Origin of the sequence: Streptomyces sp. NBC_00986 (assembly GCF_045162565.1) — a bacterium.
Lineage (GTDB): Bacteria > Actinomycetota > Actinomycetes > Streptomycetales > Streptomycetaceae > Streptomyces.
This window is the reverse complement of record NZ_CP108733.1, coordinates 263,845-278,715: the sequence shown is the minus strand read 5'-3', so window position 1 is coordinate 278,715 and position 14,871 is coordinate 263,845. Positions and strand designations below refer to the sequence as shown.

The window sequence follows — 14,871 nt, the reverse complement described above, 5'->3', positions numbered from 1 at the left end:
GGGCAGTTCAACCGGAGGAGCGCGCGATGGCCTTGTCCCAGTCTGAGCTGATGCGGCTGCTGGAGTCACTACGTCGGGCCGATGGAGTTGAAGCAATCAGGGTGGTGTGCGAGCGCATCCTGCAGGAGCTGATCGAGGCCGAGGCCACCGAAGCCATCGGTGCCGCGCCGCGCGAGCACTCCGAGACGCGCACGACCTGGCGCAACGGCCACCGCGAACGCTTGCTGACCACGCAGGCCGGCGACCTCGACCTGAAGATCCCGAAGGTGCGGAGCGGGTCATTCTTCCCCTCGCTGCTGGAGCGCCGCCGGCGCATCGACCGCGCGCTGTTCGCCGTGGTGATGGAGGCATACGTGCACGGCGTCTCGACCCGCTCGGTCGACGACCTGGTAAAAGCCCTGGGCGCGAACAGCGGGATCTCCAAGTCCGAGGTCTCCCGCATCTGCGGCGAACTGGACGAGGAACTGACCGCGTTCAAGGAACGGCCGCTGGACCACACCGTCTTCCCCTACGTCTTCCTGGACGCCACCTACTGCAAGGCCCGGGTCAACCACCGGATCGCCTCCCAGGCCGCGGTCATCGCCACCGGGATCTCCGCCACCGGCCACCGCGAGATCCTCGGGCTGATGGTCGGTGACAGCGAGTCGAAGCCGTTCTGGACGAAGTTCCTGCGCTCGCTTCGGGCCCGAGGCCTGGAGAACGTCCAGCTGGTGATCTCCGACAGCCACAGCGGTCTGGTGGCCGCGATCCGCACCGTCTTCCTCGGCTCGGCCTGGCAAAGGTGCCGCGTTCACTTCGTGCGCGACGTCTTCAGCGTGATCGAGATGGGCTCAGGAGAAATGGTGGCGGCCAGCATCCGCACCGTCTTCGCGCAGACCACCGCCCAGGCCGTCCGCACCCAACTGGACGTGGTGGCCGACATGCTCGGACGACAGTTCCCCCAGGTCAAGAAGATGCTGCTGGACTCCGCCACGGACATCACCGCGTTCGCGGACTTCCCGCCGGCTCACTGGAAGAAGATCTGGTCGACCTACCCGCTGGAACGGCTGAACCGGGAGATCAAACGGCGGGCCGACGTCGTTCAGGTCTTCCCCAACCCCGCCGCCCTGGAACGGCTCGCCGCCGCGGTCCTGGCCGAACTCCACGACGTATGGCAGGTCTTCGACCGTCGCTACCTCTCCGAAGCCTCCATGACCGAGCTCTTCACCACCAAGCCAACCCCGCCCGAACCGCAGATCACCCCACAACCGGAACCGAAACAGCTGCCGTGAATACACCACCCCACGGGACATGACCCCGGTTGCCCCGGCGCACTGGCCATCGGCGTGCCACGTGCGGCGAACAGTCCCGGCTCCAGCTCCGCGATCCAGTCGCGTTCCACCAGCCGTTTCAGCTTCGAACGGAACCCCTCCACCTTGCTCTTGTCGATCGGCAGCCCGAGCGCGGCGCACAGATGGTGCGCGCGCATCGGATGCACCGCATCCGCCAAGACCTCCACGATGTCGCGGTACGAGGACGGCAGCACGCCCGGGTCCAGCTCCGCCGACCAGGTCGGCACCAGCCGCACGCCCACCGGCGATCCCGCACCCGCCACCGGCACATCCGCAGGCTCCGCCACAGGGCCGTCGCCCGTCTCGGGACCGGTCACAGCGTCGTCACCGGAAAGGATCTCGCTCATCGTCTCCCGCGTGATCTCCAGCCGGGACACTGCCTCTTCCTGCTCGACCAGAAGAGCCGTCAACTTCTCGATCTGCCCCCGCAGTTCAGTGATCCGATCCCGTGCGGCAGCCTCCCGCCGATCCAGTTCCTCCAGCCACGACACCATCGCCGCCTCCCAGCCCCGAACCCTGGACACGACGATCCGGCAAACGTTCCGCGGCAGCAACAACCCACCAAGGCGATCTCACTGGAGGAGAGCTACACCCATACACGATCGACGGAAGCGTCCACAGTGTCGGTGAGCACGATCATCGGCTTCCTCGTCATGGTGCCGGTTTGCCAGGACCGCATGTCCAGGCCAGGTGCCTACAACGAGGATGACCACACGTCAGCGGAACAACTGCCCCCCACCCCAAAAAGCTCATCTCGGTAAGCGCTTCACCCGCCGACAGGTTTCGGGCCTGCTCGGTGCAGCACGTTTCTTGGATGGTGCCGCATCGGGCGGATGCCTGCCCAACCGGAACTCGGATGATCTTGGACAAAAATCCGTCTCCAGGAGCTTCGCCGTGGCGCAGGACCGTCCAACTTGCGGCGGTCGGCACCGCCAGCCCGGAAAGGGGTCAGTGACCGCTGCATCATGCACTCATCTCGGCCAACTCTCTTTGAACAGCTGATCACCTGAGTGACATCAAGCCAACGAGTCTGCTGCGCCTGGCGAGTTGATCGAGGCCGCTTATACGATCACGCCACATCCCGGGACGCTGACAGCGACACAGCCATGCCATCTGAAGGGGTCTTCATCCAGGTCCGCAGAACTCGCACACTCTCCGCCCTCTTATCGCTCGCTGCCGCAGCCACCATGACTCTCGTGACCGCGCCAGGAGCCCACGCAGACGCCACGCCTGCCCACGGAAGACTGCTCGGTTCCTTCGATCCGCGGGATCTCGCGCCGCAGCCAGCCGCAGACCTGACAAGCCCCTTGACATCATCAGCCAGGCATTGCACACAACTGCCCGCAGGTTCAGCGGCACGGAAGGCTGGAGCAGCCACTACGTGCATCCAGCTGGCGGCCGCGTCCGACAGCGGCAACCTGGTGCGCAGCAGTCAGCAGGTGAGTGCGCAACCGGCTGCCGTGACGTGCAGCACCACACCGGCTTCATATTCCTACGATCGGCACAGCTACTGCCTTAATAGCTTCAAAGCCACTCTCACCAGTTGGAGCGAGGAAGGCGCAGTCGTCGGCACAGGAGTCGTGTTGGTCAGCGCCAACGCCGACCTGTCGGCTTCCAGTGGCCAGTGGCAGGAAGCGATGACAGCCACCCTCTCCGAGGCCACGGGCACGGTCAAGGAGCTGGGACTGACCCTCACGGCCAGTTGCACCGCCGCGTGCACCGCCACCGTGCCCAACCCGTGGGCCGGCAGTCGGCTGGTAACACTTGGCCAGTCGGCAACCGGCAACGTCACCTTCCTCTCCACGCCAGGTGCAGGTCTGGTAAGTAACATCACGACCAAATACGACCTGCAGGTGGATCAGCCCGGAACCACCCCCATCAACATTCACGCCACCTGGAGCAATCCCCGCCAAGTGCGCTGCGACACCACGTTCGCCGACAACACCAGCACCGGCTGCGTCATCTCCGACGTCAGGGCTAAGGTCGTTCTGGATCAGGCCACGTACGGCGCCGCTGCCGCCACCTACGGCTGGGCCGAGAATTACCTGATCGACCACTGGGGATCCACGGCCAACCCGCTTCAGCGGCTCGCCGACCTGACCGCACAGGAAAGTAACCGCACGAACACATGCAAAACGGGAGCAACGAGGCCCTTCGTGACGCTTCCGGACATCGTCCCCGACGACAGCTGCGACGAGTACCCCTTCGCCGCGACCCACCAGGGAGGCACCAACGGCGGTCTGTGCGCGGACGTCATTCCCCAGCTGCAAAACGGTGTCTGGAACATCTACCAGGACACCAACGCTCCTGATGTCACCTTCAACGAACCGTGCGTTCGCGGCCACGTGCCAGGCACTCAGAACTCGGCGGCCGGCGGCAAGCTGGGCACTACCACCCAGACCGAGCGCATCATCCCTGATGAGAAGTACGTAGTCGTCATCACAAGCTGAGTCCCTTACCCGGCTGCCCCTCAGGGCAGAGCCCGAGGGGCAGCCGGGTAAGGAGCGAACGAAGAAGGAGAACGGATGACCGAGTCGTCCCCGAGCTGGGACTGGATACTGCGTGGCGGCTACGTGGGCATGTGCCTCACCTTCACCCGCGGCGTGACCCCCGAGGATCTTCTCCGGCGATACGGCGCCGACCCCTCGGCCGCCAACAGCATCACCTTCGCCCAGGCGTACGAACTCATCCAGCCGGGCCCTGACAGCTCCATCCTCAGAGTCGGATCCCTCGGTGAATGGGCCTTCTGCTGCGAGACTCTGGGTGTTCAGGGCATCATGCCCGCAGTCCTCGCAGCACTCTCCCAGAGCACCCAGACCGTCGCCTTCAATCACGGAGCCGACGCGCGGCACACCCTGGACCACTGGGCAGACGGGCAACCACGCGAGCACTTCGAACCAGGAGCCAAGCCCTCTCTTCAAGCCGCCGGCGTCCACCCGTTCTGGGACGCGGCCGAACGCCACCGCGCCGACAACCCAGACAGACCGGACGAGCTCAACACTCTCGAAGCCGTCAGTGACCGCATCGGCGGACACCTTACGACCGACATCGTGCACGGCCGCCTGCTCACCACCTTCCTCCCCTGGACCCTGCCCCCACTGCCGTCACCAGCGGCGCCCCTTCCCTTCGTCCATGCGCCTAACCCAAGGCCCCTGGGCCCGCTCCTTGGCACCTCCCGCCCACCCACACGGTAGAGGGCGCCGGTGACGGACCGGCCATGTCCCACAGCCGGTCAGAACAGAGCCGCCGAGTCAGCTGAAGCACCACCAAATCACCGGCGCCGTGAAGGCCGTCCTCGTCCTTCTTCACGAGTCATCGGAAGGTTGGAAAAAGCTCCCTACGTTGTTCTGCGGGACGCGGTGAGCCCTTCGTATGGTTGACCGGGAGTGTAAATCTAACGGCGGATCCGACGATCATGGGAGAGACGTCAAGTGACTGACACCGCCGTGGAGTTGGAGACCGTGGAGCCTGTCGAGAGTGCCCAGCCTGGGCAGCCTGTGCCTGTGTCCGACGAGCAGCTGGTCGCGATGCTGGTGGAGCGGGCCCGGTCGGAGGGGCTGCAGTTGACCGGGCAGGGCGGGCTGCTGCAGCAGCTGACCAAGCGGGTCCTGGAGTCTGCCCTAAAGGTGAGATCACCGATCGCCTCGGCTACGAGAAGCACGAAGCTGCTGGCCGGGGCAGCGGCAACTCCCGCAACGGAGGCCGGGCCAAGACGGTGCTGACCGACGTCGGGCCGGTCGAGGTCAAGGTGCCGCGTGGCACCTCGGGCACGTTCGAGCCGCAGATCGTCAAGAAGCGGCAGCGACGCCTGACCGGCGTCGACGAGATGGTGTTGTCGTTGTCGGCGAAGGGGCTCACGCACGGCGAGATCTCGGCTCATCTGGCCGAGGTCTACGGCGCCGAGGTGTCCAAGCAGACCATCTCCACCATCACCGACACGGTCATGGAGGGCATGGCCGAATGGCAGAACCGGCCCCTCGACCGCGGGCGGTTTCCACTGATCGTTGCGAATCAGCAGTAGGCGAGTTCTCTCGATCAGCGTCTCATGGCCTCGGCCGGGGTGCGGTCTGCGAGGACTCGGCGGGGGCGCTCGTTCAGTTGTCGTTCGACTTGCACAAGATCGCGAAGGGTGTAGTGGGCGAGGCTGGTGCCCTTGGGGAAGTACTCACGCAGCAACCCGTTCGTGTTCTCGTTGGTGCCGCGCTGCCAGGGTGAGTACGGGTCGCAGAAGTAGATCCGGAACCCGGTCAAGTCCTCTATTTCCTCGTGGTAGTAGAGCTCGCGGCCCTGGTCCCAGGTGAGCGTGCGCCGCAGGCTCGCGGGCCAGCCGCCGGTCTGCTCCACGAGCGCGTCGCGGACCTGCGGGGCCTTCCAGCCGCCGGGCAAGTGGATCAGCCGGACGTAGCGGGCGGCGCGGTCGACAAGGGTCCCGATCGCGGACGACTGTGCTTTGCCGACGATCAGATCGCCCTCCCAGTGTCCCCGAGATGGAGCACGGCCATAAAAGTACCTACACGCGATATGGCGCTCATCATCATTCCTCGTCGTTAGCATGCAGGTCGGGCACCCCCCTGCGCGGTTCGTCCTGTAGTCGCTCTGGTGGGAGGCGCCGCCGCCACATCTACGCGCCAGTATCCCTATTTTTTTCGGGCGAAATAGTAGATGCAGATCACGGCCAGTGCCACGATGAACGCTCCGGCTATGATGCCGACCGGCGCATCGGTCGATGGGACAATGCTTCCCGCTCTCATGGTCATTCAGGATTCACCTCGACGTCTCTTGTCTTTTCGTCCTACCCAGACGGAAGCGGCGATCAATGCAAGGCCGAACGTCACCGGTATCGCTCCAACTGCTGGTTTCCCTTGAGAAATCGCTGCGACGCCGAGAATGAGGAGCAACACCGCGACTACTGCAGTGATCGCAAGTAGGGTCCTGACCAATTTACTGCCACCTTTTTTCAGTCTGTGCAGAGCCGTTGGGCGGGGGCTCAGTGAGCCCCCGCCACGAACTCAAAGTGCGGCTTCGGTTGCTGCGCTGGCCGCCCCGCCGAGCCCGACGGACAGCACGGTGCAGCCTGTGATACCAGCTCCGACGGACAGGCCCAATGACGGAACAGCACCTGCGGCGGCTGCGGCGCCACAGACAGTCTCGGTTCCGATACCTACGAGAATTCCGACCTCTGCAGCAAAGGCTCCTGCGCTGTCGCCACTCATGATCTTTTCTGTGAGGGACGCCCAGTCAAGAGCTCCTGACACGTCAGGGAAGCTGAAGAGTCCGGTGGGGTCGATCCTGTTGATGGGGTCGCCGGCGGTGTAGAGGTAGGGGTTTGTTTCCCTGCCGCTGGGGTCGGGCTGGGTGAAGCGGTTGGTGGTGCGGTCGTAGGAGCGGGCTCCCATTTTGTAGAGGCCGGTGGCGTCGAGGTAGGCGCCGGCGTAGCCGAAGGGCTGGCTGACGGTGGTGCTGGTGGTGGGGCGGGCGCTTCCGGTGGGGCCGTAGTCCCACGTGTTCTCGACGGTGCCGGTGGGGCTTGTGAGGGTGGAGGGAGCGCCCTGGTTGTTGGTCGTGTAGTAGTGGGCGGCCCCGTTGGTGGTCATACCGATCAGGGTGCCCGCCGGATCGCGGACAATTCCCGTGCTGGTGGTGCCCGTTGTGGTGGTGGAGATGCCTTCGGGGCCCTGGTCGATGCGGGTGGTGTCCTCGGTCAGGCGTTGGCTGCTGTCGGTGCCGGCGTAGGTGTAGTGGTGGGTGGTACCCGCGGTGGTGAGTGCGGTGAGCTGGTTGAAGTCGTTGTACGTCTCGCCGGTGCGGGCGCCGAGGGTGCTGGCGGCGGAGAGTTCGTTGCCGTTCTTGTCGTAGGACCAGCCGCTGGTGTCGCCGTTGAGGGCGGTGATCTGGTTGGCGGCGTTGTAGGTGTAGGTCGTCAGCCCGCTGTCGGAGCAGGCGTCGGCGGTGCCGGAGTAGGCGGTGAGGTTGCCGGCCTTGTCGTAGCAGTACAGCCAGGACGCGGCCCGGGTGGAGCCGGAGTCCTCCTCGGCGTACTTCAGGCGGGACTGGGAGTCGTAGGTGTAGGTGATGACCTTGCCGCTGACCTTGTCGGTGCGGGTCTGGATCTGGTCGGTGTCGGCGCCGGCGAGCGTGTAGCCGTAGGTGTAGCTCACGGTGGTGGAGGTGCCGCTGGTGGTCTTGGCCGCGGTGGGGCGGTCGGAGTTGTCCCAGGTGACAGTCTGGGTGACGGAGCCGGGGAGCTTGGTGGCGGTGCGGTTGCCGTCGTTGTCGTAGGTGAAGGTGGTCGTCGCCCCCATGGGGTCCTTCAGCGACGTGAGGTGGTTGGCGTCGTCGAAGCCGTAGGTCGTCGTGCCGGCAGGGTCGGTGAGGGTGTGCAGGTTCCCGGCCGGGTCGTAGCCCTGGGTGTAGGCGGCGCCGTCGGCGAGGGTGCGGGTGGCTTCCCGGCCGAGTGCGTCGTAGGTGTAGGTGACGGTTCCCGACGCGTCGGTCTGGGTCAGGAGGTTGCCGTCGTGGTCGTAGACGTAGGTGACGGTGAGGTTGCCGCTCCTGCCGGAGGTGGACACCGTCTTGACCCGGTCGTGGTTGTCGTAGGTGTAGGTGGTGATCACGCCGCGGCCGTCGGTGACGGTCTTGGGCCGGCCGAGGGTGTCGTAGGTGTAGGTGGTGGCACCGAGCGGGGAGGGCGGGGTGGTCTTGGTGAGGTTGCCCGAACTGTCCCAGGTGTAGGTGGTCTTGTTGCCGTCGGCGTCGGTGGAGGAGCAGCGCTGGCCGTCGAAGCCGCCGCAGTCCGCGACGCCGTCGTCACCCTGGTAGGTGTACGACAGTTTCGCTCCGTCGCTGACCCCGGTGGTGGTGTCCTGCGAGGACAGCATGTTGCCGGCGGTGTCGTAGCTGTAGGAGGTCTTCTTGCCCGACGGGCTCGTCAGTGACGAGGGAAGGTCGGCTCCGGCGTGGGTGCTGTAGGCGCCCAGCGAGGTCGTGGCACCGGTGGGCAGCTTGGCGGAGGTGAGGTTGCCGCTGGTGTCCCAGCCGTAGGAACTGGTGCTCCCTGCGCCGGTGCCCAGCGCGTTCACCGCTGTCAGCTGGTTGTGGCTGGCGTCGTAGGACGAGGACCGGGTGTGGTTGAGCGGGTCGAGGACCTTGGTGATCTGGCCGTCGCCGTCGGCGGTGTAGACGGTCTTGTGGTTGTTGGGGTCGGTGACCGTGGTGGTACCGGCGGTGGCGCGTTTGCTCGCCGAGTACGCGAACGTCCAGGTGTCCGTGCCGGTGGGGGCGACGCGGGCGAGGGAGGTGATGCGGCTCTGGGTGTCGTAGCCGAACTTCGTCACCCGGCCCTCGGGTGTCGTGACCTGGCTGATCCGGCCGGAGGTGTCGTAGGCGTAGGCGGTGGTGCCGCCGTCGACGTCGGTGACGGTCAGTTTGGCGGTGCCGGCGGAGACGGTGCCGGACGTGACGTAGGTGAGGGCGCGGCCGGAGTTGTCGGTTGCCGTCTGGTGCTGGGCGTCGGCGCCGCGGGTCAGGGAGATCCACCGGCCCGAACGGCCGTCGGTTGCCTTGAAGCCTGTGACCAGGCCGGACGTCACGGTCTGCGCGACGGTGATCTTGTCACTGTTGCGGTCGGTGACGGCGGTGAGGTTCCCGGACGCGTTGTAGGTGTCCTTCGACCCGGACTGGGTGTGCGTCAGGGTGTAGGTGCCGTCGCTGTTCTTGACCAGTTTGGCGTGGTAGCCCTTCGCGTTGGCGTAGGTGCCGTCGCTGTTCTGGGTGAAGACCATGTCCTCGCCGCTGGTGCCGTAGGCGGTTATCCGCTGGGAGCCGGCGAGGTCGAGGGTGCGGTCGTAGTCGGCGTACCAGCCGTTCGGCACGGAGCCGGTGGGCATGGGGAAGGAGGAGGCGGAGCGGGTCAGTTGCAGGCTCTGGCCGACCGCGTTCAGGTCCAGGTCGGTGGCGTCCAGGACGAGGTCGCCGGTGGAGTAGTCCGGGCTGGCCACCAGGGAGTCGTCCAGGCGTACGGAGCCGTACTGCTGCCAGGGGATGTGGCCCTGATCGTGGGGTACGGGGGCGTAGTTGATGTCCACGGTCGGGTTGGTGGACAACCGCTTGAACTTCAGCTTGTCGGCTTCGTCGTCCGTCTTGAGCTGGAAGGTGACGGTGCCGTCACCGTCGTTGGCGACGGCCTGGGTGACGTCGAGGTCGAAGTCGACCGGGTCGGCGCAGCCGGATCCGCCGGTGCCGCCCACGGCGGCGTGGGAGGTCTGCCCGAACTCTGCGGGCGGGCTGTTCCAGGTGGTCGAGGAGGAGATGTGGTCGACGTTGACCTCGTCTACCTGATAGGCGGTGCAGGCCAGGTTGGAGGAGTAGACCTGCTGGGCGTGCAGGGTGGCGCTGTTGATGTCCGCGCCGGTCACGCCGGAGACGTCGAACTGGTAGTAGGCCCGCTCGATCCCGTAGGGCGAGGACCAGCCCTGGTAACCGATGCCCAGGCGGGCACCGGACTCGTTCCAGTGTGAGGTGTTCGGATACGCCTGCTGGACGTAGGTGAACGACGGATTCGATTCCGTCACCGGCTGCCAGGAGGGGTCCACGTACACCGGGAAGTGTGTGGAGGGCGAGGACAGCATGCCGGCGTCCGGGGTCAGGCTGATCGAACCGTCCGCGCCGACACTGGTGTCCACCGCCGCGGTGACCGCGCCCGGCTGGGGATCGACCGTGCCGTCGCCGGACGCGGCCTCGGTGGAACTGGCTGATCCGGTGCTCTTCTTGGCGCGCGCGGCGGCACTTGTGGTGCTGGTGCTGTCCCACATCACCGGGGCCGGGGCGTGGAAGGCGAGGGAACCGGACGAGTCGGTCGCGGAGAGGTTTCCGGCGTCGTCGGCGCTCAGCTTCACGCCCTCGGTCCTGGTGGCGAGGGTCAGCTTGGCCAGGTCAGGGCTGGTGGCGGCCTGCGCCGTTTTCACGACCAGGACCTCGGCGAAGCCGCCCTGCCCGTTCGCGGTGAGCTGCAGATCCACGTCCGGTAACACGTTCGCATAGGTGGCCGTTGCCCCCGACACCGTGGGCTGCGGCAGATCGGCCGGCCAGGACAGCGCCAGCGACGTGTCGCCCGACCCCAGCGTCACCAGCGGATCGGAGCCGCCGTCTGAGAACTTCAGTGCGGAGGCACTCACCTTCGGCGCCCAACCGCCGTCCGTCTTCTCCAGGTTGGCGTCCACGCCCGCCCAGGAACCGTCCGGCTGCTTCACCCGCACCGGCAGCGGCGACACCGACTTGGTGAACGACCCGTCCGGCTTCGCACTCGTCAGCGACGTCGCCGTCGTCTCCGACGCCACCTCCACCGCCTTACCGCTCTCCCGGGCCTTCGCCGACGCGGTTTCCTCTGCGCTCAGAGACGCTTCCTGGGAGTCCGGGGCCTCGGTCACCCCCGCCGGCACCGCAGGGGCCTTCGGCCCGTCATCTGCCTCGGCTGCCGCCGCTAGCGGCAGCAGCGCAACCGCGACCGCCGTCGCTGTCACCACGGCCACCTGCGGCAGTAACCCCCGTCGGCGTCTCGCTCCACGTTTGTCAGACATCCCGCCCCCTCATCACCCACAGTCATCCCCCGCAGCTCTGCGTGCAGAGGCCACGCAAACCGTCACAGGAGTTGTGAAGGAGCACAGGAGGGCATGCGTGTGATGTGAGAGACAGGACTGGACCAGCAACTCCGGGGAATGCGGATTGGTTCGACTACGGATGTGCAACCTCCGCGTATGCGCAGGTGGCTACCGGGTAAGTGGCCGCTGCAAATGGAGGCTTTGCCTCACCGTTGCTGCAATGTGATCACAGAAAATCGGCCACCTGGCCGATTCCGCACACGGCCCCGCGCTTGCGGTGATGGTTCCCGGAAGCTGGGCTGCTGCCGGAGACCGGGTGGGTTGGGCTGCATGACGGGAAGAGTGGGTTCATCTGTCGGGGTCAGGTGAGGCGCGTCAGAATGGCGTGGCAGGTGCGTTGCAGTTCCTCGTTGTTGGCGATGCTTTTGAAGCGGCCGCTGCGGCGGGCCAGTGCGGTTTCCTTCTGGATGCGGGGGAGGGCTGGTGCGGCGGCCGGCCCCATGCGGCACCGCGTCCCCGTGGTGATCTCCGGCTACGGAAGTCTTGCCAGGGCCGCGTTCCACGTACGGCGACACCAGAGCGAGATCGGCTTTTCAGGGTTGGTGTGCTCGACGTGCTGGATTCCGAGGCGTGCGGCCTGTCGTCGTGCCGTGCGACGGGCGGCAAACGGGCGTCAGCACGGCATAGTGCGGCCCCTGGCTCTCGTAGTCGAACGCCACAGGCACTGCTCGCTTCCGAAGGCGCCGGGCGGCTGCCGCTCGACCCGGCCGGTCAGGTGGTCCCCGTGTCTATCCCAGCGGCCTCCACCTGCCGGTGCCCGTGGAACGTCCGCAGGCGCCGGCAGGTTTCGAACTCCCACAGCCGTGCGTCCTCGATCCGAAGTGCGCAGCCCGAGCGGGAGAAATGCACCCCGGTCACCGCGAACCGGGCCGCGGCCTGCCGAGCGGCGGAGCTGACCGTTGAGGTGGAGAACTCCGGGAGTGTGATCGCTCGCCTGCCGTGTTGGAGATCCGCCCGGTCCTCCACCCCGCTGACGAGGTGGTCGACAAGGGTCAGGGTTCAGCCGTCACAGGTACAGCCGGGGCCGTCGTGCTTCCGGCGACCTTTGAGTCGTGGCTCCAGCGGATCTCCGGTGTGGCGTCATCCGACGCGGCACGTCCGACGCGGACGAGGAGTTCGATGAACTCGCGGATGACGGCGCGTTGTTCGTCACCCGGGCGGACCACGATGGCGGTGGCCCGCACGAGTGGCATCCCGTCGATGCCGACGACGGCCAGGCGTCCGTCCTTCAGTTCGTCGCCGATGGCCGGACCTGGAAGGACTGTGATGGCGGAGCCGCTGACGGCCGCCTGCTTCATGACGTCAAGGCTCTGGGACTCGATGTCGACGCGGAGCCGGGCACCCGCTTTGAGTGCCCAGCGCTCCAAAAGCTGCCGTGACCGCATGGAGGCGATGTAGGTGGCGAAGGGGTAGACCCCGAGTGCGCCGGGCCGTTCCTCGACCGGGATGCGGTGGATCTCGTGGCCGGGCGCGGCCACCAGGTGCAGTTTCTCGTCCATGAGGGCGACCGTGCTGAGCTGCGGATCGGCCGGCACGCGGTAGAACCCGAGGTCGGCGGCGCCGCTCTTCACCATTCCGAGGCTTTCTCTGCGCGATCCCGACTGGGTGACCCGCAGCTGCCGGTGCGGGAATCGCGCGCGGAGCAGGGGCAGGAGCCGGATGATGAAGTACTGGATGCTGTCGGATGGGGCCGTGATACTCAGTGTGGTCTCGGTGTCGCCGCCGTCGTCCTGTGTTATGTCGGCGTGCAGTTCGTCCAGGACCCCCATCGCCCGGTCGCAGAAGGCCAGGAAGGCGTGGCCGACATCGGTGAGGGTGACGCCGATGCCGGAGTGCCGGTCGAAGATCGGTGATCCCAGGATGTGTTCGATGTGATGGACCCGCTGGGAGACGGCTGGCTGGGTCAGGCACAGAATCTTGGCCGCCTCGCGGAAGGATCCAGCGCTGGCGACCGTGCGGACGGCGAACAAGTGATCGAATGACAGGCCACGCAGCAACTGCTGGCGGTGGGGACTCACGTTCTCGGTCATCGTCGCCCTCCTACCCGAAAAGCCTACGGGGCCCCGTCGATCGGACGAGCCTGGTTCGCACCGTGCGCCGAGGCACCACGCGGACCAGACCGCGACCGTCATGCCTCAGAGCTTGATACGACCTATGCCGTTGTCGATGACCACGTTAGTGCCGAAGTCGGCGGACAGTCGCTGGTACCGCTGGAGGATTTTTTCGGCATCCGCGCCGGTCGCGGACAGGGGGCGGCCGTCGGTGAGGGAGCGGTCACTGCCGCCGACCGGGCGGCGTAGCGGGGCCTCCTTGCTGACCTCACGGCCGAGCTCCACCGGGTGCAGCTCGATCTCGCGCACCTCTCCGTCCTCCATGACGAGGTTGATCACCGCCGAGCTCCACCATGTTTCGTTGCCCGCGGTGAGGCCCGGGTGCAGCGGGTGCGCCGCCGGGGTGAGCGTCGGGAGTCGGTCGGTGTCGTGGTTCCACGACTCGTAGGCATCGAAGGGGACGCGGCGGACGAATTCGGACTGCGCGAAGAAGTTGCCGACGCCGTAGAAGATCGGCTTGCCGTGGTAGATCTCGATGCCGAGGGTCTTGTGCCAGCCGTGGCCGATGAAGATGTCCGCTCCGGCGTCGATGGCCGCGTGGGCGAAGTCGCGCATGAAGGCGGGCGGCTTGTTGCCGCGGCCGCCTTCGGAGACGCTGCAGTGGTGGGCGACGAGCACCAGGTCGGCCATGATCCTGGCTTCCTCGATGGTCCGGAGGTTGCCGGCGATGTCCCTCTTGTCGCCGCTCGTGACGACGCCGAAGTGGTCCGAGACCGTGAAGAGGTTGGATCCGGTCGTGGACTGGTCGCTGGGCATGGCCAGGCTGAACTCCCCCTCCCGGGCCTTCATGAGCAGGCCGCTGCTCCCCTCGACGTTCATCCCGGTCTCGCGCAAGATGCCCAGCTTCCCGCCTATGTCGCGCAGTTTGGCGGCGGCGTCCTCGTCGATGACGAAGCGGGTGATGGGCCGCAGCGAGTTCACTCCGGGGCGGCCGGGGAGGCTTGCCTTGGGGTGACTTGCCCATTCGTGGGACTTGTTGCCCGAGCTCGTGGAAACGAGCGCGACGCGTCCCTTGCGCGTCTCCAGGTAGGCGGGTTCCCGGGCCTCCTCCAGGTCCCGGCCGGTGCCGGCGTGCGCGATTCCGGCGGCGTCGCAGTGGCTGATGGTGGAGAGGAGGCCCTTCGCCCCGAAGTCGAAGCTGTGGTTGTTGGCCAGTGACGCGATGTCGACGCCGGCCCATCGCAGGTCGTGGGCGACCTGCGGGTCGGTGAGGAAGTAGCTGCCGATCTGGTCGCCTCGCGACGGTGCATCGACCTCGTTGAAGTGGCCGAAGTTGGTCTCCACGTGGGCGTAGGTGAGGTCACTGGACCGGAGCTTCTCCACGACCGCCAGGAATTCGGGCTCGTCGTGCATGGCGAAGGGGCGGGTCACCATGCATTCCCCTGCGAGCGCGACGGACCACTTGTTGCTGCGTGACATAGGAGACCTCATAGCCCTTGAGACGTGTCGGTGCGGAGTGCCGGCCCGGCGTCAATGACGAGACCCGGTTCGGGTGGCTCGGAGGCCGGGGGCCGCATCAGTCAATGACCGGCGCTACGAGAGCGTCAAGCAGCGTTTATCAATGGGGTGAAAAGCTGTGCTGATCGCCCTCGCCGCGTTCCGCACGGTTCGCGCCGGTGCATGCAGAGTGCAGGTGAGGCGGGCCGCGTCGTCGCCCCTGAGGTGATCAGCGAGGCTTTTCACCCCCCTCGCTTTTCTTGGTTGACTTCCCCTCGAACCCGGCTGTTTCGTTCCTGGCAGTACTCCGCCGTAACGGGGGGAGAACAATCCCGA

8 protein-coding genes and 2 pseudogenes are annotated in these 14,871 nt (G+C 66.5%); 4 read left to right on the top strand and 6 right to left on the bottom strand.

The window, feature by feature from the left end; genetic code table 11:
* The first annotated feature begins 26 nt into the window (after positions 1–26).
* Complete coding sequence (locus OG504_RS01100) at positions 27–1,271, top strand: IS256 family transposase (protein WP_405987933.1); 1,245 nt, start codon at positions 27–29, stop codon at positions 1,269–1,271.
* Here the strand turns inward: OG504_RS01100 and OG504_RS01095 are convergent.
* On the bottom strand, positions 1,172–1,825 hold the full coding sequence (locus OG504_RS01095) for a hypothetical protein (protein WP_405987932.1): 654 nt from the start codon (positions 1,823–1,825) through the stop codon (positions 1,172–1,174). The two genes, OG504_RS01100 and OG504_RS01095, sit on opposite strands and share 100 nt — an antisense overlap.
* A gap of 927 nt (positions 1,826–2,752) precedes the next feature.
* Between OG504_RS01095 and OG504_RS01090 the strand changes: the two genes are divergently transcribed.
* The 3 genes and pseudogenes from OG504_RS01090 to OG504_RS01080 form a co-directional block, all read left to right on the top strand.
* Positions 2,753–3,781, top strand: a complete 1,029-nt coding sequence (locus tag OG504_RS01090; protein WP_405987931.1) for a hypothetical protein — start codon at positions 2,753–2,755, stop codon at positions 3,779–3,781.
* 75 nt (positions 3,782–3,856) lie between these two features.
* A complete protein-coding gene (locus OG504_RS01085) occupies positions 3,857–4,525 on the top strand; it encodes a DUF6461 domain-containing protein (protein ID WP_405987930.1) in 669 nt (222 codons plus the stop codon).
* Between the two features lie 333 nt (positions 4,526–4,858).
* Positions 4,859–5,313 (top strand): annotated as a pseudogene (locus OG504_RS01080) (transposase); the annotation flags it as partial.
* Positions 5,314–5,366: 53 nt separating this feature from the next.
* Here OG504_RS01080 and OG504_RS01075 read toward each other — a convergent pair.
* The 5 genes and pseudogenes from OG504_RS01075 to OG504_RS01055 all read right to left on the bottom strand — a co-directional run.
* A pseudogene (locus OG504_RS01075) lies at positions 5,367–5,813 on the bottom strand (IS30 family transposase); the annotation flags it as partial.
* A gap of 527 nt (positions 5,814–6,340) precedes the next feature.
* The gene (locus tag OG504_RS01070) at positions 6,341–10,849 is read right to left on the bottom strand and encodes an RHS repeat-associated core domain-containing protein (protein WP_405987929.1); all 4,509 of its coding nucleotides are present in this window, start codon (positions 10,847–10,849) and stop codon (positions 6,341–6,343) included.
* Between the two features lie 439 nt (positions 10,850–11,288).
* Entirely contained in the window at positions 11,289–11,429 is a 141-nt protein-coding gene (locus tag OG504_RS01065) for a hypothetical protein (protein ID WP_405987928.1), read from the bottom strand.
* A 550-nt stretch (positions 11,430–11,979) separates the two neighbouring features.
* Positions 11,980–13,017, bottom strand: a complete 1,038-nt coding sequence (locus OG504_RS01060; RefSeq protein WP_405987927.1) for a LysR family transcriptional regulator — start codon at positions 13,015–13,017, stop codon at positions 11,980–11,982.
* A gap of 105 nt (positions 13,018–13,122) precedes the next feature.
* Positions 13,123–14,517 carry a CapA family protein gene (locus OG504_RS01055; protein ID WP_405987926.1) on the bottom strand — a complete coding sequence of 465 codons (1,395 nt, stop codon included), beginning with the start codon at positions 14,515–14,517 and terminating at the stop codon, positions 13,123–13,125.
* Positions 14,518–14,871: the final 354 nt, after the last annotated feature.